Annotated in this window: 22 protein-coding genes; 15 read left to right on the top strand and 7 right to left on the bottom strand. The window is 54.7% G+C overall.

The features are described 5' to 3' along the window. The first annotated feature begins 11 nt into the window (after positions 1 to 11). The 8 genes from CEY05_RS15975 (at position 12) to CEY05_RS15940 (ending at position 8,793) form a co-directional block, all read left to right on the top strand. On the top strand, positions 12 to 836 hold the full coding sequence (locus CEY05_RS15975; RefSeq protein ID WP_088599344.1) for a transketolase: 825 nt from the start codon (positions 12 to 14) through the stop codon (positions 834 to 836). Then, the gene (locus CEY05_RS15970; RefSeq protein ID WP_088599343.1) at positions 833 to 1,780 is read left to right on the top strand and encodes a transketolase family protein; all 948 of its coding nucleotides are present in this window, start codon (positions 833 to 835) and stop codon (positions 1,778 to 1,780) included. Before CEY05_RS15975 ends, CEY05_RS15970 begins: the two co-directional genes overlap by 4 nt. Continuing rightward, entirely contained in the window at positions 1,777 to 2,715 is a 939-nt protein-coding gene (locus CEY05_RS15965; RefSeq protein WP_088599342.1) for an NAD-dependent epimerase/dehydratase family protein, read from the top strand. The genes CEY05_RS15970 and CEY05_RS15965 overlap by 4 nt, the downstream gene beginning before the upstream one ends. Further along, complete coding sequence (locus CEY05_RS15960; protein ID WP_088599341.1) at positions 2,712 to 3,137, top strand: GtrA family protein; 426 nt, start codon at positions 2,712 to 2,714, stop codon at positions 3,135 to 3,137. The genes CEY05_RS15965 and CEY05_RS15960 overlap by 4 nt, the downstream gene beginning before the upstream one ends. Then, positions 3,130 to 4,086, top strand: coding sequence for a glycosyltransferase family 2 protein (locus CEY05_RS15955; RefSeq protein WP_088599340.1), 957 nt, complete (start codon positions 3,130 to 3,132; stop codon positions 4,084 to 4,086). Before CEY05_RS15960 ends, CEY05_RS15955 begins: the two co-directional genes overlap by 8 nt. Positions 4,087 to 4,089: 3 nt before the next feature. Further along, positions 4,090 to 5,067, top strand: coding sequence for a lipopolysaccharide heptosyltransferase I (gene waaC / locus CEY05_RS15950; RefSeq protein ID WP_088599339.1), 978 nt, complete (start codon positions 4,090 to 4,092; stop codon positions 5,065 to 5,067). A 71-nt stretch (positions 5,068 to 5,138) separates the two neighbouring features. Further along, entirely contained in the window at positions 5,139 to 6,455 is a 1,317-nt protein-coding gene (locus tag CEY05_RS15945; protein WP_088599464.1) for a 3-deoxy-D-manno-octulosonic acid transferase, read from the top strand. Positions 6,456 to 6,774: 319 nt separating this feature from the next. Then, the gene (locus CEY05_RS15940; protein ID WP_143220465.1) at positions 6,775 to 8,793 is read left to right on the top strand and encodes a hypothetical protein; all 2,019 of its coding nucleotides are present in this window, start codon (positions 6,775 to 6,777) and stop codon (positions 8,791 to 8,793) included. 314 nt (positions 8,794 to 9,107) lie between these two features. Here the strand turns inward: CEY05_RS15940 and CEY05_RS15935 are convergent, their stop codons facing one another. The 7 genes from CEY05_RS15935 to CEY05_RS30975 all read right to left on the bottom strand — a co-directional run bounded on the left by CEY05_RS15935 (position 9,108) and on the right by CEY05_RS30975 (position 17,431). Next, a complete protein-coding gene (locus CEY05_RS15935) occupies positions 9,108 to 10,397 on the bottom strand; it encodes a hypothetical protein (RefSeq protein WP_143220463.1) in 1,290 nt (429 codons plus the stop codon). Between the two features lie 222 nt (positions 10,398 to 10,619). Continuing rightward, on the bottom strand, positions 10,620 to 11,894 hold the full coding sequence (locus CEY05_RS15930; protein ID WP_088599336.1) for a glycosyl transferase: 1,275 nt from the start codon (positions 11,892 to 11,894) through the stop codon (positions 10,620 to 10,622). Next, positions 11,891 to 13,546 (bottom strand): hypothetical protein, encoded by a 1,656-nt coding sequence (locus CEY05_RS31440; protein WP_198952787.1) that lies wholly within the window; start codon positions 13,544 to 13,546, stop codon positions 11,891 to 11,893. The genes CEY05_RS15930 and CEY05_RS31440 overlap by 4 nt, the downstream gene beginning before the upstream one ends. Further along, positions 13,543 to 14,700, bottom strand: a complete 1,158-nt coding sequence (locus CEY05_RS15920; RefSeq protein WP_088599335.1) for a hypothetical protein — start codon at positions 14,698 to 14,700, stop codon at positions 13,543 to 13,545. Before CEY05_RS15920 ends, CEY05_RS31440 begins: the two co-directional genes overlap by 4 nt. A gap of 316 nt (positions 14,701 to 15,016) precedes the next feature. Then, positions 15,017 to 16,024, bottom strand: coding sequence for a glycosyltransferase family 2 protein (locus CEY05_RS15915; RefSeq protein WP_088599334.1), 1,008 nt, complete (start codon positions 16,022 to 16,024; stop codon positions 15,017 to 15,019). Next, positions 15,966 to 16,667: an FkbM family methyltransferase gene (locus CEY05_RS15910; protein ID WP_088599333.1), complete on the bottom strand. Its 702-nt coding sequence runs from the start codon at positions 16,665 to 16,667 to the stop codon at positions 15,966 to 15,968. The genes CEY05_RS15915 and CEY05_RS15910 overlap by 59 nt, the downstream gene beginning before the upstream one ends. Further along, on the bottom strand, positions 16,664 to 17,431 hold the full coding sequence (locus tag CEY05_RS30975; protein ID WP_143220461.1) for a hypothetical protein: 768 nt from the start codon (positions 17,429 to 17,431) through the stop codon (positions 16,664 to 16,666). The genes CEY05_RS15910 and CEY05_RS30975 overlap by 4 nt, the downstream gene beginning before the upstream one ends. A gap of 584 nt (positions 17,432 to 18,015) precedes the next feature. Here CEY05_RS30975 and CEY05_RS15905 point away from each other — a divergent pair. The 7 genes from CEY05_RS15905 to CEY05_RS15875 all read left to right on the top strand — a co-directional run bounded on the left by CEY05_RS15905 (position 18,016) and on the right by CEY05_RS15875 (position 24,401). After that, positions 18,016 to 18,795, top strand: coding sequence for a WbqC family protein (locus CEY05_RS15905; protein ID WP_369825952.1), 780 nt, complete (start codon positions 18,016 to 18,018; stop codon positions 18,793 to 18,795). A gap of 100 nt (positions 18,796 to 18,895) precedes the next feature. Next, positions 18,896 to 19,528, top strand: a complete 633-nt coding sequence (locus CEY05_RS15900; RefSeq protein WP_088599332.1) for a class I SAM-dependent methyltransferase — start codon at positions 18,896 to 18,898, stop codon at positions 19,526 to 19,528. 2 nt (positions 19,529 to 19,530) lie between these two features. Beyond that, a complete protein-coding gene (locus CEY05_RS15895) occupies positions 19,531 to 20,193 on the top strand; it encodes an acetyltransferase (RefSeq protein WP_198952786.1) in 663 nt (220 codons plus the stop codon). After that, positions 20,190 to 21,113: a hypothetical protein gene (locus tag CEY05_RS15890; RefSeq protein WP_088599330.1), complete on the top strand. Its 924-nt coding sequence runs from the start codon at positions 20,190 to 20,192 to the stop codon at positions 21,111 to 21,113. The genes CEY05_RS15895 and CEY05_RS15890 overlap by 4 nt, the downstream gene beginning before the upstream one ends. Continuing rightward, positions 21,110 to 21,484: an EamA family transporter gene (locus tag CEY05_RS15885; RefSeq protein ID WP_088599329.1), complete on the top strand. Its 375-nt coding sequence runs from the start codon at positions 21,110 to 21,112 to the stop codon at positions 21,482 to 21,484. Before CEY05_RS15890 ends, CEY05_RS15885 begins: the two co-directional genes overlap by 4 nt. A 108-nt stretch (positions 21,485 to 21,592) precedes the next feature. After that, positions 21,593 to 22,756, top strand: a complete 1,164-nt coding sequence (gene rffA / locus CEY05_RS15880; RefSeq protein WP_088599328.1) for a dTDP-4-amino-4,6-dideoxygalactose transaminase — start codon at positions 21,593 to 21,595, stop codon at positions 22,754 to 22,756. A 1-nt stretch (position 22,757) separates the two neighbouring features. Beyond that, positions 22,758 to 24,401: a hypothetical protein gene (locus CEY05_RS15875; RefSeq protein WP_088599327.1), complete on the top strand. Its 1,644-nt coding sequence runs from the start codon at positions 22,758 to 22,760 to the stop codon at positions 24,399 to 24,401. The last annotated feature ends 63 nt before the right edge of the window (positions 24,402 to 24,464 follow it).

Genomic DNA, 24,464 nt, shown 5'->3' with positions numbered 1-24,464 from the left:
GCGATCCATCCATGACCCGTCCGTCGTCATCCTCCAGATTCGACCCTGCAACCCTGCGCCGTACGGTGCTGGACATGGCATATGCCGGGGCCACCGTGCACATCGGGTGCGCCTTCTCCATCATCGAGTTGTTGGCGGTGCTGTACCGCAATCATCTGCGCTATCCGGGCAATGATCCGGATGCTGCGGACCGCGATTACCTGGTGCTGAGCAAGGGCCATGGCGTGATGGCGCAATACGCCTGCATGCGCGAAATGGGCTGGCTGGACGACGCGGCGATCAGCGGTTATTTCTCAGACGGCAGCGACCTGAAGGGCTTGTCGGATTCGCGTGTGCCTGGATTGGAGGTGACGTCAGGATCGCTCGGCCATGGGTTTTCCGTGGGCGTTGGAATGGCAATGGGCGCCAAATTGCGCAAAACCGACCAGAAAACCTATGTATTGGTCGGCGACGGGGAAATCAATGAAGGACCGATCTGGGAAGGTGCCTTGTTCGCTGGGCATCACAAGCTGAGCAATTTCATGACGATCGTCGATGAGAACGGCTTCCAGGCCATGGGCAAGACCAATGAGGTGCTGGATCTGGGCGCGATCGAGGCGAAATTTGCCAGTTTCGGATTCGAATCCATGACGGTCGACGGACACGACGAAAACGCCGTCGATGCAGCGGTCCGCAAGCTTTGGGAAAGCCCCTCGCGCGCGCCCAAGGCATTGATCGCACGTACGGTGAAAGGTAAAGGCGTGTCGTTCATGGAACACAACAATATCTGGCATTACACGCGTTTGAATGCCGACACCTATGCCCAGGCCATCGAGGCCGTGGGAGCCGCCCGATGAGAGCCGCCTTTTCAGATACGTTGGTGCGTCTGGCCCGTGAAGATTCCAATGTCCTGCTCTTGACTGGCGATCACGGCTACGCCCTGTTCGATGCATTCCGGAAGGAATGTCCCGACCAATACATCAATGCCGGCATTGCCGAACAGAACATGGTCGGCATGGCCGCGGGCCTGGCGCGAGCTGGTTTCCGGCCCTTTGTTTACGGTCTCAGCGCTTTCATTCCAGTGCGAGTGGTCGAGCAGATCAAGCTGGACGTCGCCCACGACCAGTTGCCCGTCATATTCATAGGCGACGGGGCAGGCTTCGTCTACAGCCACCTGGGTACCAGCCATCAATCGACTGAAGATATCGCCTGCACCCGAGCGATTCCCGACCTCGCTGTGTATTCGCCTGCGGATCGCCATGAGGTATCGGCGTGCATGGAGCTCGCCTACCAGACGCGTGGTTCGGTCTATTTGCGCATGGGTAAATCCGACCGCGGGGATGTGCATGCTGGGCCTGGCGCTTTAACTGGTACTGATTCAGGGCAGATCGGCCGGTTATTGCCTGTGATTCCTGGGGCGGTCGACCGTCAGCGCGTTTCTTTCATCGCCACTGGATCGATGGTTCGCACCGCGGTGGATATCGCGCGCGAAGAATATCCAGGAGCGCCGGTCTGGAGCGTGCCCTTCATCAAGCCGATCGATGAGGATCAGGTGGCGGCTATCTGCGCGCAAAGCGACGTCGTGGTTACGCTCGAAGAGCATTCGGTGCATGGCGGCTTGGGCTCGCTCATCACCGAGATCGCGAGTGAAAGAGCTCCCGTTCGCGTGTTGCGCATCGGGGTTCCAGACCGTTTTTCCGCGCACTGCGGGACTTATGACTACCTGCTCAAGGAGCACGGCCTTGAGCGCGGCATGGTTGCCGAACGGATACGCGGCTATCTGGCCTCTGCGACGAAATGAAGCTTGCCATCCTTGGCGCGACCAGCCAGATCGCCCGTGATTTCATTGCTTGCTGCGATACCGATGAAACGTGTGAGTTGGCGCTATATGCACGCCGCCCGGATGCGGTGCGACGTTGGTTGAACGAAGCGGAGTTGCGTCCTCACGCAGTTGGCGACTTTGCTGCGTTCGGCCAAGTTCTCGACTACGACGCAGTTTTGAACTTCGTCGGGGTCGGCAATCCGGCGCAGGCGCAAGCGCTGGGCGCATCGATATTTGAGACGACTTTGCAGTACGACCAGTTGGCGTTGGACTACGTACGGCTCCGGCCTGATTGTCGTTATATCTTCCTTAGCAGCGGCGCTGTCTACGGTGGTGGTTTCACGAATCCGGTGGTAGCCGGCACACAAGCCACGGCGGCCATCAATGCGCCCGCGGCGCAGGACTGGTATGCCTGGGCCAAGCTGGCTACGGAGTGCCGCCATCGCGCGTTGGCCCCATTGCCGATCGTGGATTTGCGTGTGTTCAGCTATTTCAGCCGCAGCCAGGATCTGCAGGGGCGTTTCCTCATATCCGATATGTTGCGCGCCGTCCGCGACGGCAGCGAGATGCAGACTTCGTCCGATTACATCGTGCGGGATTTTCTGGTGCCGGAAGACTTCCACCAGTTGGTCCATGCGATCCTGACGGCCGCCCCGGCCAATTGTTCAGTGGACTGCTATAGCCAGGCGCCGATCGACAAGTCTGCGTTGCTGGCGGTCATGCAGGAAGAATTTGGCTTGCGCTACACGGTCACGCCGGCGGCCAATACGGTCAATGCCACCGGCGCCAAGACACATTATTATTCGACCTACCGGCGCGCAGCTGATTTCGGCTACCAGCCACGCTGGTCTTCGCAGACAGGCATCGTCAGCGAGGCCAGCGCGCTTCTCGCCCACACCAGAGGCCAGCGATGACACCGGCCGAAAGCGGAGAATGCGCTCGCCCTCAAGGGGGATGGTCTGCGCTGTGGCGAGCCAAGCTGGCGCGCTTCTTTGGCGTCGGATTGCTCAACACCCTGTTCGGCTACCTGGTCTACGCAGTGTTGGTCCTGGTGCATACGCCGCCTTTGCTGGCCCTGCTGCTTGGTACCATCTGCGGCGTCATCTTTAATTATTTCAGCATCGGCCGCCTGGTGTTTCGCAACCGTGGGGGGTGGGCGACATTTATCCGCTTCATCTGCGCCTATGCGATCGTCTATGTGGTCAATGCCGCCTTGCTGAAAGCGCTCATTCACTGTCTGCCGTTGGGGCCCTTTGTCGCGCAAATTTTGTGTATCCCCCCCAGCGTGCTGACCAGCTGGATATTAATGAATCATTGGGTCTATAAAAATGCTTGAAACCGGGACTAGCCGAAAGCTCATCAGCATCGTTACCCCTTGCTATAACGAGGAAGCGAATATCGATGAGCTCTACGCACGCATCACCGCCGTCATGGCGGCATTGCCTGCCTACGACTACGAGCATATCTGCATCGATAATTGTTCGACCGACGGCACCGTGGCCAAGCTCAAGGAAATTGCCGCCCGCGACAAGCGTTTGAAGATCATCGTCAACGCGCGCAACTTCGGCCATATCCGTTCTCCCTATCACGCGATCCTGCAGTCGCGCGGTGACGCTTGCGTGCTGATTGCTTCCGATCTGCAGGACCCGCCGGAAATGATCACCGAGTTTGTTGAAAAATGGGAGCAGGGATTCAAGACGGTGCTGGCTGTGAAGCCGGAAAGCGATGAACACTCGGTCATGTTTGCGTTGCGCAAGACGTACTACCGTCTGGTCACGCGCATTTCCGAGGTCAAGTTGGTTCCTAATGCCACCGGTGCGGGCTTGTTCGACAAGAAGGTGATCGAGGTTCTGCGTAGCATCAAGGACCCTTACCCCTATTTCCGCGGCCTGCTTTGCGAAATCGGTTTTCCTATTGCCACCGTGCCGTTCCGTCAGCCGCGTCGCCAGCGCGGCGTGACGAAGAATAATTTCTACACCCTGTATGACATCGGCATGCTGGGTATCACCAATCACTCCAAAGTGCCGCTACGGCTGATGGCCATTGGCGGGTTCCTCCTGGCGCTGGTCAGCCTGTTGATAGCGGGGCTCTTTCTAATCGCCAAGCTGGTATTCTGGAATTCTTTCCAGATTGGACTTGCCCCGATCCTTATCGGTGTGTTTTTCTTCGGCGGTATGCAGGCTTTCTTCATCGGCTTCGTGGGTGAATACATCGGATCCATACACACACAGGTGCGCAACATGCCGCTGGTGGTCGAGATGGAGCGAGTGAACTTCGACGACTGAGGCATGGCTACTCGTATCCTCATTGTTCGCACCTCGTCTCTGGGAGACTTGGTGCACATGCTGCCAGCGATGTCGGACATTGCTCGCCATGTGCCGGATGCACAAATCGAATGGGTGGCGGAAGAGTCATTCGCTGAAATTCCGCAATGGCATCCCGCGGTCCAGGGCGTGATCAAGGTCGCACATCGACGGTGGCGCAAAGCATGGTGGTCGCCAGATGTGCGAGCTGAGCGGCGCGCCTTGAAAGAGCGTTTGCGATCAGTACGCTATGACGTCGTGTTGGACATGCAAGCGCTAATGAAATCGGCGTGGCTGGTCCGCCAGACGCGTGGGGTCAAACATGGTCTTGACTGGAAGTCCGCGCGCGAACCGCTTGCCTCCTTGTTCTACGATGTGCGTCATAAGGTGGAGTTCTGGCAGCCAGCGGTGATACGCCAACGTGCCCTGGCCGGCCTGACCTTCGGCTACACCCCCTCAGGCGTTCCAGACTTCGGCCTCCAACATTTCGCGCGGCAAGCGCGGACCAGCACAACTGGCTTGCCGTCCGACTATGCGGTGATCATGCCTAGCGCGAGCCGCCCCGACAAATTGTGGCCGGAGGATGATTGGCGCGCAGTATTCGATCGGTTGACGCAAGCTGGCTGCCGTTTGCGCTTATTGGCGGGTAACGACGAAGAAGCTAAGCGGGCCCGGATGCTCGTTGCCGGCGTCGACATGGCGGAGGTAGTACCGCGCTTGGATCTGACATCCATCGCCGGACTGTTGGCAGGAGCGCGCTTGATGGTGGGCCTGGATAGCGGCCTGACACACCTCTCCGCTGCGTTGGGCCGTCCAACGATAGGCATATATCGCGCTTCGACTCCTGTTCGTACGCCCTTGATCGGAGACTCGTACACCGCGAGTCTGGGTGATCGTGGCGCGGCCCCTTCGCGCGAGGTTGTTCTCGCCGCGATCGATCAGGCCTTGGCTGCTCGAACCTGAGCAAAGGTGGCGCGACGGCACCGCTCTTTCCTAATTCCTACTACCCTTTGCCGGACGCGAACGGGGCGCATGTGACCAGGACCCTCTATACGTTGATATTGAGATTGCTGGCACCGCTACTATGGCTGTGGATGGCTTTGCGCGCCCGCAAAAGCGGCGGCCGTTGGGGGATTTTTTCCAGACCTCGGTTTGGTTTTTCGCAGCACCCCGATGCGATAGCAGCTGACTCACGCATATGGATACACGCCGTGAGCTTGGGCGAGACGCGCGCGGCGCAGCCTCTTATTCAAGCCTTGTTGGATGCCGGCGAGGCCTTGTTGCTGACCCATACGACACCCACTGGCCGCGCCGAAGGCGAGCGTCTGTTCGGCACGGCGCTCGCCACGGGCCAGTTGCGCCAGACGTGGCTACCTTATGACTTCCCTGGTTCCACGCGACGATTCTTCCGCCTGTACCGACCACGCGTCGGCGTGTTGGTGGAGCGCGAGGTTTGGCCTAATTTGCTGCATCAGGCACACCAGGCGAATGTGCCGATGATATTGGCCAGTGCACGCCTGTCCGCGTTATCCCTGCGAAAGACGCGGTGGCTGCGAGGGGCATTGCAGCCAGCGTATAACGCGTTGACATTGACCTTGGCGCAGACACCGGAAGACGCCGCGCATCTCATAGAGGCCGGGGTCAAAGACGTGCAGGTGGTCGGGAATATGAAGTTTGACGTGAAACTGCCTTCTGCCCAGATTGAGGCGGGTCGAAAGTGGCGGGAAGCGCTAGGTCGTCCGGTCGTTGCCATCGCCAGCACCCGAGAGGGTGAAGATGGACCATTTGCCGCCTTGATCGCATCACCCACGGCCGAAAATATTGGGCTGCGTTCGGCCGAACCTTTGTATTTATTGATTCCTCGCCACCCTCAGCGCTTCGATGCGGTCGCCTCCATTTTGTCCGAGCACGATCTTCCTTATGTGAGGCGCAGCCAGACGAGGGACGATGTTCCTTCCAGCGGGATTCGCGTTCTCTTGGGCGATACCCTGGGAGAGATGGCTTTCTATTATGCGGCGGCAGACGTGGCCATCATCGGAGGAGGATTCGCCCCGCTTGGCGGGCAGAACTTGATCGAGGCCTGCGCCGCAGGCACCGCGGTGATCGTGGGGCCGCATATGCATAACTTTGCACAAGCGACCCGGGACGCCATTGAGGCGGGCGCGGCGCTGCAGGTAAGCAATGCCGCCTCGGCATTGAGCCTCGCCAGTGCGCTCCTGAGTGACGAAGATGCACGTCATCAAATGCGCGGCAGGGCGCTTACCATGGCCTCAAGCCATGCAGGGGCAACGGCCCGCATAATCGAAGCATTGGCGCCCTGGATGCAGGAATGCCGGACACCTGATTACTGATGCAGATCGAATCGCTGGAACGACTGTACGCTCGGACAGCAAATCATAGATTTCCTGACGTCGCAGGCCATGGTCGAGAATCTTTTAGACAAGTTGGTTGAGCGGAATATCCGTTAACGTCGCGCCGTGCAAACAACGGCTCATCCATGCTCAGCTTCCGTGTTCATTCACCGGGATCGCGACGAAAATGTCGTCCGAAGTTCACTTCGCCTGTATTGACGCAATACTGGCGTAGAGACTTCCATAGAGTGCGGAGATATTATAATATTGTAAAAAATAATATACACTTTGGGCTCGCGATTGTCCCGAGTATCGAGTGATGAGACTAAATATCAAGAATGACAATATCAATATCACGACGCTGTTCATCTGCGCGGTAGTTGTTTGCATACTCGGTGCTTACGGGCTGGGATTTTTCTATCACGCTACCTTCACGATGCCAGCGCGATATTCAGACCTTCTTATCGCGCCGTATCGAAGACAGGTGTTTCCAGAGCCGGACGAACGTTTCATATTTACCGCGCTGTTAGGTGGCGTGCCTCTGCTTTGTTTGTATGTTGCATATCTATTTCTTGGTCACCGCACCGTGGGTAAGGAATTGCCGAGACCAAATCCTTGGTTGATCTATGTAAGCGCCGCCGTGCTTTTCATCGGGCCAATGATTGGCTTCGAATTCAGCTGGTGGTTGCTGGATGAGAAGCATGTCCAGCAGTGGTCACCAGTACTTCTTGCGGCCTGCTTCATTGGAGCGTTTGGTTATTATCTATACCTCCAGCGCGAGTCGACGAGACCGACTACGCACGCCTTCGATCGATCTGCATTTATAGTTTTTATTACGGCGGCTATTCTTCAGATGGCGGCTTGGCGCGTCGTCGGTTCGCATTCGGTCTTCTACGACACATCATGGGACCTGCACTTTGACGCCGTGATTTATACCGTCAGTCAAGTCGTTATGGGAAAAACCCTTCTCTACGATTTGCCTTCGCAGTACGGCCTGGCGCCGGAAATTCTTGCCCCCATTTTTAAACTCGTTCGCCTCACGACCCGATCGTTCACATCGGTGTGCGCGATTCTTCAGCTGGTATCTCTATTGTGCGTATGGCGTGTATTGGAACGCAATGTCAGGGACCGTGCATTGCTTATCTTTACATCCTTGGCGCTCGTCATGGTGACGTTCGAGACGGTGCTATTCGTGCTCGGATTGGTCGAACGTTACTATCAATACTGGCCTATCCGTTTCTTTTGGCCCGCAGTCTCTGTCGCTGCGTTTCACCGGTATAGCAAATCGGAGACCCTCGCTTCTGGGGCATGGGTTTCCATTATCAGTGCCGTTGCAGTTCTTTGGAATGCCGATTCAGGTGCCATGGTCGTCATTGCCTTTAGTGCATTTCTGATTTTCAAACTGGCAGGTACTTATCTTGCCCCCGGCGATCTGCGGGCTGTACGGCGCAAGCTTTGGATGTCGTTAGCCTTGCACTGCGTGATCGTAGCGGTACTCATTGCTGCTTTCCTTTTTTACCTGTCACTGAAAGCGGCTGGGCCGTTACATTGGAATTGGCTATTTGAATACCAACTTACATTCTATAAGCTGGGTTTTATGATGCTGCCGATGCCGACTTATCCTAGCGCGTGGATGACGGTAATAGCGGTATATCTAATGGGTTTGTGCGTCTCTTTTACTGGACTTGTCAGAGGCAGACGATCAACCACCTTGGACGACATTATCTACTTGAGCCTTTTGGGCCTGGGCTTATTTGTCTATTTCCAAGGACGCTCGCATATACTAAATATCATCACAGTGTGCTGGCCAGCTGTAATAGTCGGCGCCATGCTCGCCGATCGCGTCCTGAGATTGGTTCGAGCGAGAAGGGCCGATCGCAGTGCTTTATTACTACCGGCCGTGGCGCTGGGTCTCTCGATTTTCTGCGCGGTGCCTTTTATATGGAAAATTCCGAAATTTGTGAATTCTGTTCATGATCTCTACGTCACCAGGAAGATTCCAATGAGTCCGCAGGTGCAAAGCGAAATCGACTTTATTCGGGCCCATTCAAAGCCCGGACAGGCCTGCGAGATTCTTGCAATTCGGCAGGGTACGTATTATACCGAGGCTCGCTTAGTATCTCCGTTATCTGGACCCGGCAACGTTGAGACGGTATTGCAGCGGGACAGAGATTCCATGGTCGAGCAGTTCCAGACGTTGCGACCTACGTGCGTATTCTTGGGGCGTGGCACCGCCTCACAGGATTTCGATCCCAGAATCAATGAAACCTTGAAGAGCTACGGCGTCATGGCAACCAATGACACCAACACCATACAGTATTTAGTGCCGCTAAAGTGAACGAGGATTTTCGCGCCTCGCTTTGAGGGTAGGCTTCCAAAGAGCGACGCGAATTGGAAATTTTCCTGACTGGGGTCACTCCGCACTCGCCAAGTCGCTACGCTGCGTGGCGTCGGGTTGCAAGAATTGGGCGATCTTGGGATCGGAACGCGGGGCGGGTGCGCGGCACATGAGGCGCAGCCTGATGAGAAGAAAGCAAACTTTGCGGCATCAGTCGGGAGGCGGAGGGGTACCTGCGCCATGTGCTGTCGTTGATCTCCAACCGTTCCATTTTAGGGCGCGCGAGCGTGTTCCTGATGCTGATTTGCGGTTAATCAGTGTGTGTAATCGTTTTCGGAGAGCCGAGGAAAATTCCGCTTCGCCCGGAGCGATGCGCCGAGACGTCCCAGGCAAATAATCACCAAAAGTGCGGAAAAGACGCCCGAGGGGAAAACATACCGCGCGTCGGCGGCAGGCGCCGCGAAGTAGAGTAATCCGACGAATCCCAGGATTCCCAGGCCCATTGCAAACACCAAGTCATATCGCCAGCGATTGGCCCTGACCGCAAAAATGGCCAGGACAATGGCCAGGGCGTGCAGGATGTAAATGCGCCGCAGGGGACTACTGCTCCAAGCGGCAATCCGCTGAGTGAGTGCACTGACTCGGTCTGGATAGGCGAGATGCAGCCCGAATTTATTCTCGTCTATGCCGCCGTGGGTAGGATAGAAAACTTGATGTGCGTGGAACCCGAATTGCTCGCGCAGGACCGCTGTCCGAACGTGGAGGTAGCACAATGGGTACCCCAGTACAACTGCCTTCCACTGTGCCTGAATGACATCGGCGCTCACCCCCCACCGAGGAACATGCTGCGTCCATTCGGCATCCGCAAATGTCAAGTTGAGATGGCGTGGATCATAGAAGCGCTTGAAGTCGGAATCGGGAATGCGTGTTTCAGACTCAATACCCGCGGGCAATAGATTCTTGTCTTCACACGCTGACACCCCTGTCAGATCCCATAGATTGATGACTGCTACAAGGTTACCGACGGGAGGCAAACGCTTGAGATCAGGAAGACGCCAAAGGGTGGTCGCATAGGAGATGCATAGAACAAGGACGGCGCCGACGACGGCGCTTATCCGTTGGCGAGAACTCGACTTGCGTCCGGCAGGAGCGATCGCCACCAGGACCATGAACGGCAACGCCAGCGGCAGCGCGTTATACCGCAACGCGATGGCGATTGTGAGAAAGAAAAATATGGCGAAGAATTTGACGCGGGAAAATTTGTGCGCGCAACTCAACCAGGCCGCAATGGCGGCAAGGGCGAAGGACACAACCGTTACGTCTTTCCACAGGACAATTATGGTACCTGCAAGAGTGGGGAAAAGAAAGAAGAGTCCGATCAGTCCTAGTCCCATGGCAGCAGAGATCCAACGGGATCCAGCATAGTGGCTGCAGATGGAGCAGGCTGAGAAAAAAAGCACAAAACATTGAATGACTAGAAGGCCGCCAGGACCGCCGGACAGGATCCTGGAGACATAAAACAGATAGTCATGCATTGGCGGCCAGATGGCCGTTTCGACACCCTCGATGGATTGTCTGTAAGCCAGGAGGCTGTCGAACGACATCAGCCCGGGCCACACACACAAGGACAGCAGTCCCGTGACTAAAGCGGCCAGGCATAAATTGAATGCGAGGTCGGCCCTGTGGGGCTTTGAGAGGGGGTCTACGGATGCATCGGGCATGATTCGGTCTAAATGTGCGTTCTTTGGTCGCCATTGCGGCCGGCGGAATATTAATCCATCCGCCGACCGCTGGCGGTCGAGGAGACAAGCGTATGCGTCTACGTTTTATTTCACGATACGCTTCGCGATACCGCCAATGCCTTCGGTACGCAGCACTTCCCATGCTCGCTTGGCTCGTCGAACGCCGGAGCTGGAATTTGAGACTGGGGCTTCGGTCGAGGAAGTTGATTCACCAGGCTGGACGGCCTGTAGATCACCGCCCGCCTGGTAGCCCGGCGTCAAGCCAGCGGAAAGATTCTGCGTGGCAATCGACAGAGTGTCATTGTTCTTATCGAACAAGCCGGGGTACTCGATCCGCGCTTGCGAATCCCACCAGGCTTTGTAGCCGCCGCCGTCGGTGGCGAAAGGGTCGGGAAAGGCTCGTTGTAGATCGAGGCGTTCACGGTACACCAGACGGGCAGACTTCGGAATTGGTGTGCCCTCGGCAAAGCGCGAGTACGCCCACACCACCTTGCCCAGCGGATCATCATCCGTGGCCGCGATGGAGCCCACGTACCACTCAATCAGGGCGCCGACGGTAGCTTGATCACCGGCGTACTTATTGGCCATTAGTTTATGGGCACCACTGTCAAAACCCGTGAAATGGTAAAAACCAAGAGGTTCGCCATCAACCATAACATTGTCCGGCAGGTCGCCGGTGATGGTCCGGGTGGAAAGATTCCAGGGCGCCGCATTCAGACGCGGGGTGCGCAAGATGCATACACCCTCGAAGAACGCCGGAACAAGGTCGATCCATCGTTGATCGGTGAACAAACCATTATGGATTTCAGCGCGGCAGAAATAATAAAGCCGGTCGGACCACCACTGGGCAAATTGCTTGCCGACTTCCGTAGGGGCCACTGCCAAAAATCCCAGGTTATAGATTCCATGGCGCAGGCATGAGATTTCATTATCCATGATCCCCGCGAGGGAAGACTCCGCATCGACCAGGTGAGGGGTCAGTGCGATGTTCGAATGTTTGATGGATTCGAGCACATCATCAAGCCGCGAGAACAATACCGTATCCGGATCCAGGTAGATCACCCCTTCGCAATCCTCTCGCTCCAAGAGGCGTGCCAACAAAAACGGTTTGATCGCAGTTGAAAGCTCGACAATGGTGTGGCAGAACGCCCATCCCGTGTAATTGGGGATCTCGAGGCTGCTAAGCGGATGGATCTCGTCAAATGGCTCCTTCGATAAATCCAGGTCTGCGGGTACTTCATCCGATAAAGCAAGATGCACGACCCAGTCAGGATGAAATTTCTTTATCGACCTGACGAGGGTGCGAACCTTGGGGATGTAATTGCAGGCTGCGCTGGTATAAACGTGAATCTTCTTCAAGAAGGAACCTTTGAATTCAGTAAATAAAGATCATGATCGAAGGCCATAATCTCCTGGAGCAGGCCTGGACCGTCCTGATGCGGTGAAACCCTTCCTAGCGGGGATGATCGGGCCAGATCAGCTTGCGCGCCAAGATCCAGGCACATGAGTGGGAGCCCCATCGAGATCACTTCGTGCGCGACGAATGAGAAGGTTTCCGGGCAGATCGAGGGCAGTAATGCGAGATTCACCCCGTACTTTTCCGTCAGATCTGGCAGATCATACCGGCTATAGGGTCCTGTCTGCAGGATCACGTCGGAGGATGAGGGGGTGTCCAGGCTGCCGAATACGACGATCCGGACATTGGCCTGTGCCTTGGATATCGCTTCAGCCAGATCCGCCACCACTGCGGCACCCTTATGGTGTGAAATGAAGCCGATCACGCCGATTGTGAGCGTGGTGTTCGGCGGCCGTGCTCGACGCACCGCTCTCAGGGGCTCGACCTCGTGCGGTTGTAGCGTTGCATGTCTTGCAATGCCAGGGTAGGCGCGTTCCAGCAGCCGTTTGCTGGACTGGGAAAAGCACCGCACCTCGTCTGCGACAGCGAGAACCTCACCCCACATCTGACGCCAATGCTGGATGGACCGCTCACCGGTAAGTGACACAAAGCCGTCTTCGTGTTGGGGAAGGCACGACTCGCATTGGCTGATGGAAGGGACCCCGCAATACGTGCCATTCTTATCCAGCAAGAAGGGGGAAGGACAAATCACGAAGTATTCATGTATCGCTACGACGAGTGCGGCACCTGATCGCTGCTTGAGATTTAACAACAATCTCTGAACGCCGCTGGCGTTGGGAAACGAGACCGCGCAGTTCAGGAAGATTTCTGCAAGGTTTATGGAAGCAAGAGCCGCCTCCAGTACTTCCAATCCGCTAAGGGGTTGCGACCAGACCGCTTCAGCATCACGCACGTCTACGATTGTTGTCATCGTGTCGACACGAAAGCTGAGCAAGATAACGGTATCTCCAGCGGCCAGCCAACTGGATACCATTCGCTCGCGGAAGACGTTGGCGCCGCCTCCCATATTGTGATCGATCACCAGACGGCAACGACGTCCAGTGAGCTTGGCAACCAGTGCGATCTCCTCAGGGCTACGCTCTGGAGGAGGGGGGTGTCCGTAACGCCGCACCTTGCTCACCAGTTCACGTATTCGTCCCTGGCGAAGATAGCGGAGGGCTTGCATCACTAGATGACGTCGACCTCCGGGCGCTTCGGGGTGCAGCGGTTCCGCCTGAGCATTCGCGCCGCCCAAATCAAGTGCGGCAGTCAATGTGCGGCCATCCTTCGTGTGGAAAACGAAGTCGGCAGCATGAGGACGCTCGTCACTCCATCCCGCAAAGAACATCATTCCGCACTTGGCGGCGTCTGGATGTTCAGGAAAAACCTTGGCAACGTCGTCTCTGATCCGCCCCAGCGTGACGTGAGTCTTGCTGACCCGCCCATCCTTGAAGTGCAGCCGCAACGTCCCTCGGACAATGGAATCCGCATGATCCAACGCCCAGCCGTACCCGAAGATGCCTTGACCGTTGCTGACCATTTCATCAACTTGGCAGATGAAGGGGCTCGGTGCCGCCCGCTCCGATTGCGGGCTATGCAGAAGATCTTGAGTCACGAACGTGCCTGGTGTTTATCTAGTGCAGCCAAACGCTCGAGGGCAAGTCGTTCGGCGAGCGTGTACGCCTCACTCACTTGCTGAAGTTGTTGATTGAGTTTCTCTACTTGCTGGAGGCGCTCCATGGCCAACTTCTCCACGGAAGCCAGAGCAGCGGACGTCAGCTTCAACTGCGCATCCATTGCGGTCATCTTTTCCAGGCGCTCCACCGCAAAACGCTCGGCGACCGCAAGCCCATCACTGAGCGTCTTCAACCTTGCATCCGCGACTGCCAACTGGCGATCACCGTCCAGGAATTCCCCCACCATGCTCAAGCCGGGCTTTATGTCGTGCTCGAACTCTTCTCTGATCTGAAGCCACTCCGGAGCGTGCAGTGCAGCGTGCGAGAACCCCGCGCTGGAAGCGACCTCGCGCCAATAATCGTATGCCCGCAGCACGAGGGGGGGGATTTCGGCTGATCCCGCGTCCGCGCCGTGTGACAGTTGCGGCGATATGAACTCCGCTGAGAATTGAGCAATCGCACTGGGCTCACAGGTCAGGTCAAGCCAGCGACAGAGGTCGTTCATCACCTGTACCGGCCGATTCATGAGATCAGAGAAATCAACGAGCCGGCAGTCAGATTCGGCGCTGACGTAGTCCAGCCCACCAATCAGATGCGTGAACCACAACCATCCCGCCCTCTTGCTGGAGATGCCATCTCGACGAGCCAGCGAATGTGCGACTTCCGCCGGATGACGCAGTACGAACAACAGTTTCGGTGCCACAAGCATCGAGTCAAAAACCGGCTGCCAGAATGACTGGAGCAGGCACATACGGGGATCTTTGAACCCCCACACAGGCGCACCGCCAAAAATCTTCTCAAGCAATGTCGCCGCCTGCGCCGCCTGTGGTCCCCATTCCGCGGGTTCTATACGACCAGGGGGCAGCGGCGAGTCCCACCGGCATCCAGCCAGGTCGAAGAGGTGATCGTTGAACGATACGATCTCGCGTTCCTCGAAATACCCTTTGGGATTCCACTCGTCCGCCTTGGCGAGCGTACTGCCCATCACCACTCCCAAGCGCTCCAGACAGGCCGAGATGGCACTCGTGCCACTGCGATGCATGCCCAGCACCAAAACCACGTTAGAGCTCTTCAATTCGCCACCGTTAGGCATGAATCAACCGCCTTCCATTTCCAAAAAAATCGCGCCTATGCAATGCGCCCAGTGCGTCAATGCGGGCAGGATAAAGCGATAGCAGCACTTAGAGCAAGGCTGCCTGTAAGGGTGTCAGTGACCCTGAAAAACGGGTCTGAGAGTTAACCTCTTGACTCCTCTATGTACTCCAACCATTGCGGCTCGGAGCTTGAAAAAGGCGTGCTGCGACGCTTTTCGCGCGCACGCGCAACAAACAATCAGATTTGTTTGCCATGCGTAACAGCAAGATCCACGCAAGCTACCGCACGGGCGCTCGATTCTTGCTGCCGACATGCTAGTCGTTCACTTCATAGATCTGCCTTATAACCGATACGGGCCTATGCTTCGTTTGCACGAAAACCTTGGCTACATAAATCCCGATGATGCCAAGACATAGCATGATCAGGCCACCTATCAGCCAGATGGATACGGCAAGGCTGGTCCAGCCGTCAACCGGAATACCGAAGACGAATTTCTGAAAAATGAGCCACAGAGCATAGATAAAGGCAACGGCGGCGACCAGAAATCCCGTGTAGAAAACGAACTTCAGAGGTTTTTCGCTAAAAGAAGTGACCGCAGAGGTCAACGCGGAAAGCTTTCGCTTCAGCGTGTAAGTAGTGGTCCCCTTGTGCAGCTTCTGCATCACCAGCGGAATTTGGCGATAGCCCACCGCCGTCATAATCCCACCCAGGAACATCGTCTCTTCTTTGAACTGCACAAGCGATGCGACATATCGGGCTGACATCAAGCGCGCGATAGTCCAGTTTTCCGGCACGGTGATGTCAGAAAGGTAGTTGAACAGTTTGTAGAAAACGCCGCCACTGAGCCTTTCAAACCATCCACCTTTGCGGCTCTCCTGAACTCCATAGACTACATCGCAGTCGCTTTCGGAGAACCGTTTGTAGAATTCGCCTAATGTCTCCGGAGGCTCTTCCAGATCACAATCGATGAGGAAGACTTTCTCACCGCGAGCATACGACAGCCCCTCCATGATAGCTTTGTGGTGGCCGAAGTTGCGGGATAGATCTATGACGATTACCCGACTGTCTGATTTTTGAATGTTCAATACAACATCAAGCGAATTGTCAGGTGATCCGTCATTCACAAAAATAATTTCGTGGCTTACCCCGAGCTTTTCAACTTCCGCGACGATGCGTTCGTAAAAAGTTTCCAGATAAGGCGCTGACTTGTACATCGTGGTGACCACTGAGAGCGCGGGAGTCAAAACAAATTCCTCCACGCTCTCAGTTCTGTCTGACCCAGAGACATTCTCCCCAGGCGGGGAATCGGCCAGTTTGATCATAAAGTTCGTGATAAATGGCCAACTGCTTGGTGAAACCGGCAGACGCGAAAATTTGGTCGATATCAGCTTCGAGCGGACAACCTTCGTAATTTTTGATCAAGTTGACTTCGCATATGACGGCATTCACCCGCTGCAAAAAGGTGCTGGCACCGGCAAGAGCCATCATTTCAGCGCCCTGGATATCGAGCACCAAAAGTGCAATATTTTCAGCCAGCCCATGCTGATTTACGAGACTGTCGACAGTGGTGACCGGAACACGGTGCCGCGACTCTGAATTGAATACGGGAACGATTTCACCGAGTTTCTCGAGTTTTAGCAGTCCGGACGACTCCATTCCACCTTTTTTTGTTTTATGGACGACAAACTCGATGTGCCCCACGGAGTTTCCAACGGCCGTGGGCAGAACGTGAATGTCGCTGATCGTTTCAAATTTCTCAGTCAGTCCTGGGAGAATCTCCGGATTTGCTTCGACCAGATAGATCGGCGAATAGGCGTGATCTTGATACGCCGGAACTTCTTCCCCCATATGTGCGCCTATGTGCAAGACACCTTTCTTGCCGTGGGGGCTATTGAGACTGTCGATCTCTTTCAGAAACGTGCGGATGCAGAGATCGTGGTCATCGACGAGGATAAGTTTTTTCATATGTTTGCCGTTCTGACCGGCTTGAGCGACGGATCTTTGGTGTGGTCTGAGTGAATAATTATTGGCATAATGATCCAACGTCCCTTTGTCGTATCCCACTGAAGTTTCTGATCCGAATCGATCGGCGCAACGCCGTGCTTCACGCCGGGTGAGGCAAGGACTAGATCACCCTTTCTCGTGAGTGGGTCGATATTCACAATCCCAAACTCCAGATCATTGATATAGAGTCCACCCGTTTGATAATCTATGCCTGGATCAGATGCCTGGATTAGCGTTTGGACCTTCGCAAATGGGGAAACGGGATCGATGTGCTCTTCCTGGCCGCCCCCGCCAGGAGGGTACTGATGCGAAACTATTCGTGCAATTGGCCCTTGGGACGGAGTGTTTTTCATGAATTCGGAAGCATCTTTTCCTGCTGCTTTGGCTTTCAGCGCGAAAATTTCTGAAAATCCAGGAAAGGTATTGAGGCGCTCGAAATTTTCGTTCCAAGGGTGAAAATAATAACCATGCTGCGTCGATCGCACATGCGCATTTGGGTACTGATGGTGAATGCGATGATAGTCTGGGCAGCCATCCAGACATGCGTGCCATGAGGCTTCCTGTTGCGCCGAGAAGTTCAGACAGTACTCCTTGAACGCGTCGACTAGACGAGGGTCCATAAAGTTTCGGACAATAAAAACTTCTCTTTCTATCAAATTTATTAAAAGATCGGGACCGTCAACGAAACTCTTCCATTCATCAGTGCTAATTAAGTTGATCTTCATGATAAATACGGATATGGATCCTGGGATTAACCCGCCTAAGCCAGACGTCGACAGTAAAGAAGTTGCTCGTCGGCCATATGATGTGTTTAGTGTACGCCATCTCCCGACTGAGACGGGGGCATCTTTCCTTAGCGCCTTCCATCCTCGTGGCTTGCCAAGCTGAGAGATGATCAGGGCGCTCGGCACCCGCGCGAAATAGGTGTTGAGCAATCGGTTACCGTCTCACGACGCAACAGCGTCTGTATTTCACCACTTCGAAACGCGGATCAACACTGTTTTTTGCGCATTTCTTATTGGATCGGGTTCCCTGGTTCGGTGCAGTTCGTCATAGGGTTAGCCACTTCGGCCCACCCATACGCCACTTAGGACTGGCGATTGACGATGTTACGGCCACGGGGCCAATTAGTGAACGCAGAGTTTGCTGCGGGTGTGTTGAGAGACTGCACTGCTGCGCGAAGACGGCGGCCGTGCGATGATGCGTGAAGCAGCGTTGCCGCGCAGACATGTTGATCCTACCGGTTGCATCATGCTGACGCTGACGGCACCATTGATGGATCAGCGAGGCGCGCCGCAGGAGCGACGGCGTGATGTGGAGCAAGCCATTCCGGGTCAGCCAGCGCGAGCGTGATCGCCCAGCCGTTCAATCAATACATGTCAGCAAGAGGGAATCAGTGAAAAAAGTGGCTATCGTCCAATCCAACTATATCCCTTGGAAGGGATATTTTGACATGATTGCGTCGGTAGACGAATTCATCCTGTACGACGATATGCAATATACGCGTCGTGACTGGCGTAATCGTAATCTGATAAAAACGCCGCAGGGCGCCCAATGGCTCACGGTTCCGGTGGTGGTAAAGGGCAGGTATTTTCAGACGATACGCGAAACCGAGATAGATGTCGCTGATTGGCGCGCGGCACATTGGAGGTCTTTGGTCCAGAACTACAAACGCGCGGCCTGTTTTACGGAAGTTAGTGCGTGGCTCGAACCCATTTATGTCGAAGAGAGTTTCAGTCACCTGTCTGTCCTCAATCGCAGGCTCATCGAGGCAATATGTGCCTACCTGGGCATAAAGACGGTCATCACAAACTCGTGGGACTATGAGCTGATTGAAGGGAAGACTGAGCGGCTGGCAGATCTGTGCAGGCAGGCAGGTGGAACAGCCTACACCTCCGGACCTGCTGCAAAAGATTATATTGACCCGGAAGTATTCCGTGCAGCAGGCATTGAACTGACATGGTTTGACTACAGCGGCTATTCCGAATACAAGCAGCTATGGGGTGAGTTTACCCACGGAGTTTCTATCCTCGATCTGCTCTTTGCCTGTGGAAAAGACGCAGCGCGATACATGAAATACGTTCGATAACAGGCGGCTGATCTTTTTGATGTTTCAGATAGAACAGCCTATGGATTCGAACCGTTTGCCGCGCCCCTTAAGTAATTGAAATTGTGCATCAAGAAAATATATGGAAGACGAACATAAGCAGATTTTTTCTGATGTGGCGAAGTACTACTCGGAAAAGCTCGCAGAATTTGGGGAAAGTGCTCGAGGGGTCGACTGGAATGGTGAGGAAAGCCAGCGTCTGAGATTTGCACAGTTGTCAAATGTGCTGCCGGTCGATGAAGAATTTTCGATCAACGACCTGGGTTGTGGCTATGGGGCGTACTTCGATTATTTATCGGATCGGGGCCGAAATTTTCAGTACTTGGGTGTAGACATATCGCCTGAGATGATCGCTGCTGCGGAGACGGCACGCGGCGGGCATGCAAATGCTCGATTCGAGTGCGCTGCATCCCCCTCCATACCTGCCGAATTTGGAGTGGCTAGCGGCATATTCAATGTTCGATTGCAGACCCCCGATGCCGAATGGCTATCATTTATAGAGAAAACCCTGGAAGTGCTGGATAAGAGCAGCAAGAGGGGCTTCGCGTTCAATTGCCTCACTTCTTACTCTGACGAAGATAAGAAACGAAGCCATCTCTATTACGCGGATCCGGGATATTTTTTCGATCTCTGCAAGCGCAAGTACTCGCGCAATGTCGCGTTGCTGCATGATTATGATCTTTATGAATTTACTATCATTGTCAGAAAGAAATGACCATGAAAAAACTGATTATTTTTGGTTCTGGTGACATTGCCGAATTGGCCAATTTCTATTTCAACCGGCAAAAGGCCTACGAAGTAGTGGCGTTTTCAGTCGATCCCGAATACATCAAGGAATCGTCCTTTTGCGGGTTACCTGTAGTGCCATCTTCTGAATTGGTGGATCGATTTTCCACTGAAGAACATGAAGCTTTCATCGCGCTCAGCTATTCAAAGTTGAATGCGCTTCGCCGTGATCGATATCTTGCGATCAAGGCACAGGGCTATGGGATCGCCAGCTATATCAGTGATCGGGCCACTGTCCTGACTGAATACCCTATCGGCGAAAACTGCTTCATTCTTGAAGACAATACCATTCAGCCTTTTACCAGAATTGGCAACAATGTGACGTTGTGGAGCGGCAACCATATTGGTCATCACTCAGTCATCGGCGACCACACGTTCATTGCGTCCCACGTTGTGATATCAGGGGGCGTTACTGTCGGCGAACAGTGCTTTATCGGTGTTAATGCGACGGTCCGGGATCATGTCGCGATTGGGAATCGATGCGTGATCGGTGCTGGCGCACTGTTGTTGGCAGATGCCCAGGACGAGGGCGTGTACATGGGTACAGGATCCGAGCGCTCCCGCGTTCCCAGTACCAGACTGAGGAATATATGAGGCAGCCTGCTGGCTGGAAAAAGCTCGGTCTGATCTACTGCCCCACGGGTACGCTGGATTGGGCTTGCAGTCATGCGGCCGTGCCGGTGGCCGAACATGTCGAGGGCGATCTCTTTCGAATTTATTTTAGTGCCCGGGATGGACAGAATCGAAGTGTCACTGGCGTGCTGAGTCTGGACATCACTCGCCCCCAAGAAACGGTACGCGTCGAACGAGAGCCGATACTGCAACCTGGTGAACGGGGAGCGTTCGATGACAGTGGCGCGATGGCAACTTGGCTCACTCAGTTCCGGGGCCAGCGTTATCTGTATTACATCGGTTGGAATCTTGGAGTGACCGTGCCGTTCCGGAATTCCGTTGGACTCGCCCTGGCACGTGAAGGCGAGTCTTTCCATCGATACAGCCCCGGTCCCATCGTAGACAGAACGCCCTTCGAACCACATTTCACGGCAAGTTGCTGCGTCTTTCCAGGGGAAGGTCGTTGGCGAATGTGGTATTTGTCCTGCACGGGCTGGCTGGAGCGCGACGGACGCATAGAGCACAAATACCATATCAAATACGCGGAATCGACGGATGGCATCACGTGGAATAGGACGGGGCACGTTGCCATCGACTTCGCAAACGAATCCGAGTACGCCATATCTCGCCCGTCGGTACTTTTCGATGGAACTGTGTGGAAGATGTGGTACTCGTACCGTGGAGACCGGTATCGGATTGGTTATGCCGAGTCGAGTGATGGTGTCCATTGGCAGCGGATGGATCACTTGGCCGGCATCGCTACCTCTCCGGGTGAATGGGATTCGGAGATGATTGAATATCCCTTCGTTTTCCTGCATGCGGGTGAGCAATATATGCTTTACAACGGGAATGGTTATGGAAAGACCGGCTTCGGATTGGCGAAATTGGAGAGAGGCGCGTGACTCGCCTGCTTGACTACGGGTATATTCTCGGGACTATTATTTTTACTGTCTATGGACAGTTCGCGCTAAAAATACGGATCGGCCAGATTGGTCCATTGCCCGCTACAGCGTTCGAGAAAATAATTTTCCTTACAAAGATTATTTTTGATCCCATCATATTCTCGGGATTCGTATCCGCTTTCCTTGCCGCTCTGTCTTGGATGGCGGCCATGACCAAGTTTGACCTTAGTCACGCCTATCCGTTCATGGCTCTGAATTTTGTGATTGTGCTTATCTTGAGCGGCTGGCTGCTTAACGAGCCCCTTTCGGTCAGCAAGATAGTGGGAACCACGCTGATCGTAATTGGCACTGTAGTGGTTGCACGAGGGTGAACACCCTTGGCTTCGGATAGTAAATCGAAGCGAATGTGATCGGACTGAATTTACAGTAGTTGAAAGACGTTATCCCTTATTCAAAGCAGTTTAACTTGGCAGTCACGAATGACTACTGAAAGAATTCCGTTCAATTGGCCGCATATGACGGGCAAAGAACTTTATTACATCGCCGAGTCCCATTTCAATGGCCGGTTGGCGGGTGATGGGCCGTTCACCAAGCAATGTCATAACTGGCTGGAGCGGCGAGCGGGAAGCCCCAAAGCGTTGTTGACTCATTCGTGCACCGCTGCGCTCGAAATGGCCGCTGTGATGTTGGACATCAAGGAAGGCGATGAGATCATCATGCCTTCCTACACATTTGTCTCAACGGCCAATGCATTCGTCCTCCGTGGAGGAGTGCCGGTTTTTGTCGATATCCGCCGGGACACGTTGAATATCGATGAATCGAAGATCGAAGCGGCGATAACGAAGCGAACGAAGGCGATCGTGCCCGTGCATTACGCAGGCGTATCCTGCGAAATGGACACGATTATGGCAATTGCCGCGCATCATGGACTGAAGGTTGTCGAAGACGCTGCTCAGGGCCTTATGTCTACCTACAAAGGCCGCGCGCTTGGTGGGATCGGTGACTTGGGGGCATACAGTTTCCATGAAACGAAGAACGTGATTTCAGGAGAGGGTGGGGCTCTGCTCGTCAAGGATCCTGAAGCGGCGGTTCGTGCCGAGACAATCCGTGAGAAAGGGACCGACCGTAGCCGCTTTTTCCGGGGCGAGGTCGACAAATACACATGGCAGGAGGCGGGATCGTCGTTCCTACCAGGTGAGCTCATCGCTGCCTTTCTCTGGGCTCAGTTGGAAGAGGCTGAAAAAATTACGGCTGATCGGCTCGGCGCCTGGAATCGTTACCACGAGATGTGCGCCGCGCTTGAGTCCGAGGGCTTGCTGCGGCGACCGGTGGTACCGGCGCATTGCGTGCATAACGGGCACATGTACTACGTTTTGCTGCCGCGGGGCGTGGACCGTCAGGCGGTGTTGGCAACACTCAAGGAAAACGGCGTCGGCGCGGTATTTCACTACGTCCCTCTGCACAGCTCACCTGGAGGCCTCCGGTATGGCCGTACTTGCGGGGAATTGCGCGTAACGGATGAGAGCGCCGAGCAATTGATTCGCCTTCCGCTTTGGGTTGGAATTGATAGCGTAAAGCAGCAGCGCGTTGTAGATCAGCTCAGGTCAGCCATCGAGCAATGTGTGGCGACACAACGGAGCTGACGTGATGCGACTTCATCGCGAGTCACGATCCTCGGGGCTCGCGATCGGTATTGCCGTATTAACCTTCGTAGCGCTACTTTATTTCATCCTGCCGCCGTTTTGGGAAACCAACGATGACGTCGGCATGGAGATGGTGGCGCACGGGTTTGGCGTTGCCGCATTTGGAGATGCGGCACTCGTATTCTCTAACGTTGTGTGGGGATATATCGTCCGCTCCATACCAACTGTTGGCACAGCTAATGGCTACTCGTTAGCCACTATTCTTGTTCTGATATTGACTTCATATAGCTGTCTCATCGTCTTGAGAAAGCTGAAGGTCAATTGGATCTATATCCTTGCGCTCGGGTTGCTGATATGGATGCGACCGCTTCTTTTCCCCCAATTCACCGTTGATGCCGGACTGCTGGCACTTGCCTCTGTCGGCTGGCTGCAATTATTTGGTCGCGATCCTCGTGTCCGATATTTAATTTTCGCTGCCATCCTGGGTTATATCTCCTTTCTTATTCGTGATCAGGAATTCTATCTGGTCGCCGCGGCTTCATTGCCAATCATGCCGTGGCGCATGCTCTTGCAACGTCGGCATGTTTCGGGAAACATACTCATCGTACTTTGTGCAGCGATGATATGTTCCGCCGTACTGAATAAGAAAGCTTTGAACAGGCCGGAGTGGACTGATTTCTCTACGTTCAATGTCGCACGGGCGCCGTTGACCGATTTTGGGGCAGCTACCAAGATATCATCCCGTCCAGATGTGCTGGCCCGACATAATTTTTCAGCGAATGACGTCTGGCTTGTTGCTCACTGGTTTTTTGCGGATCGACAAATCGCAGACGCAAAGCTGATAAGCGATTTGGTTAAAGAGACGGATGCTGCACCGGTACAGGAGTTATCCTTAGCCCAAGGCTGGCGGGCGATAGTCGCACTGGACAATATTCAGCTCTATTCCCTCATCCTAGTAGCTCTCCTGCTGTTTTGTCGCTACCCGTCGAAACGGCTCTTACTGTGTTTTCTGCTGGTTTTCGTCGCCATATTTGCTACCGGTATGGTCGGCAGGCCAGGCGTTATTCGAGTTTATTACCCCTTATTGTGCTTGCTGGTTTTGGCTCCGCTTTTCTTGGCTACTGCACCGGTAAACGGAAAGGTGATAGGCGGGCTATTGATAGTCGCCGTCGTTTTTAATACGAACATGGTTGTCAAGGAGTCCAAAATTGCATTGCGGAAGTCCCAAGAGGTGCGTCAGGTGGCCTCCCGATACCCCGCCGAAGTCATGGTGGTCTGGGGCGACGGATTTCCGTATGAACGTGCTTATCCGGTATTGGGAGTGAGTAAAGCCGAATATGAACGCAAGTTCTACGCGTTAGGTGGATTTACCCTCGCGCCGTTTTCGGTATCGCATGAGGAAGACGTCGCAGGTCGCGGTTTGATCTCAAGGCTGCTGAGTGCTGAGGGCGTGCTAATTCTAGGGGCTCGGGAACCTCCGCTGAAGATTTATTGTGCCGAGCGACACGGAGGCGCGCTGGAAAAACTGCTTACGGATACGGCGAATACCTCAGTGGTGAGATACCGCTGTGTGCAAGGTTCGCGAGGAGGGGTGTTCCCGCAGTTGGCGAACAATGAACAGACAACGGGATGGCAGGCCTTGTGAGTGTCACCGATAGGCTCACCGCCCCAACGTCACCCTCTCCGCATTCAACTCCGTCCGAAACCT

It is taken from the genome of Achromobacter sp. HZ34, assembly GCF_002209485.1.
In the GTDB taxonomy this organism is placed as follows: Bacteria; Pseudomonadota; Gammaproteobacteria; order Burkholderiales; family Burkholderiaceae_B; genus Bordetella_C.
This window is presented reverse-complemented; position numbering and strand designations above follow the sequence as displayed.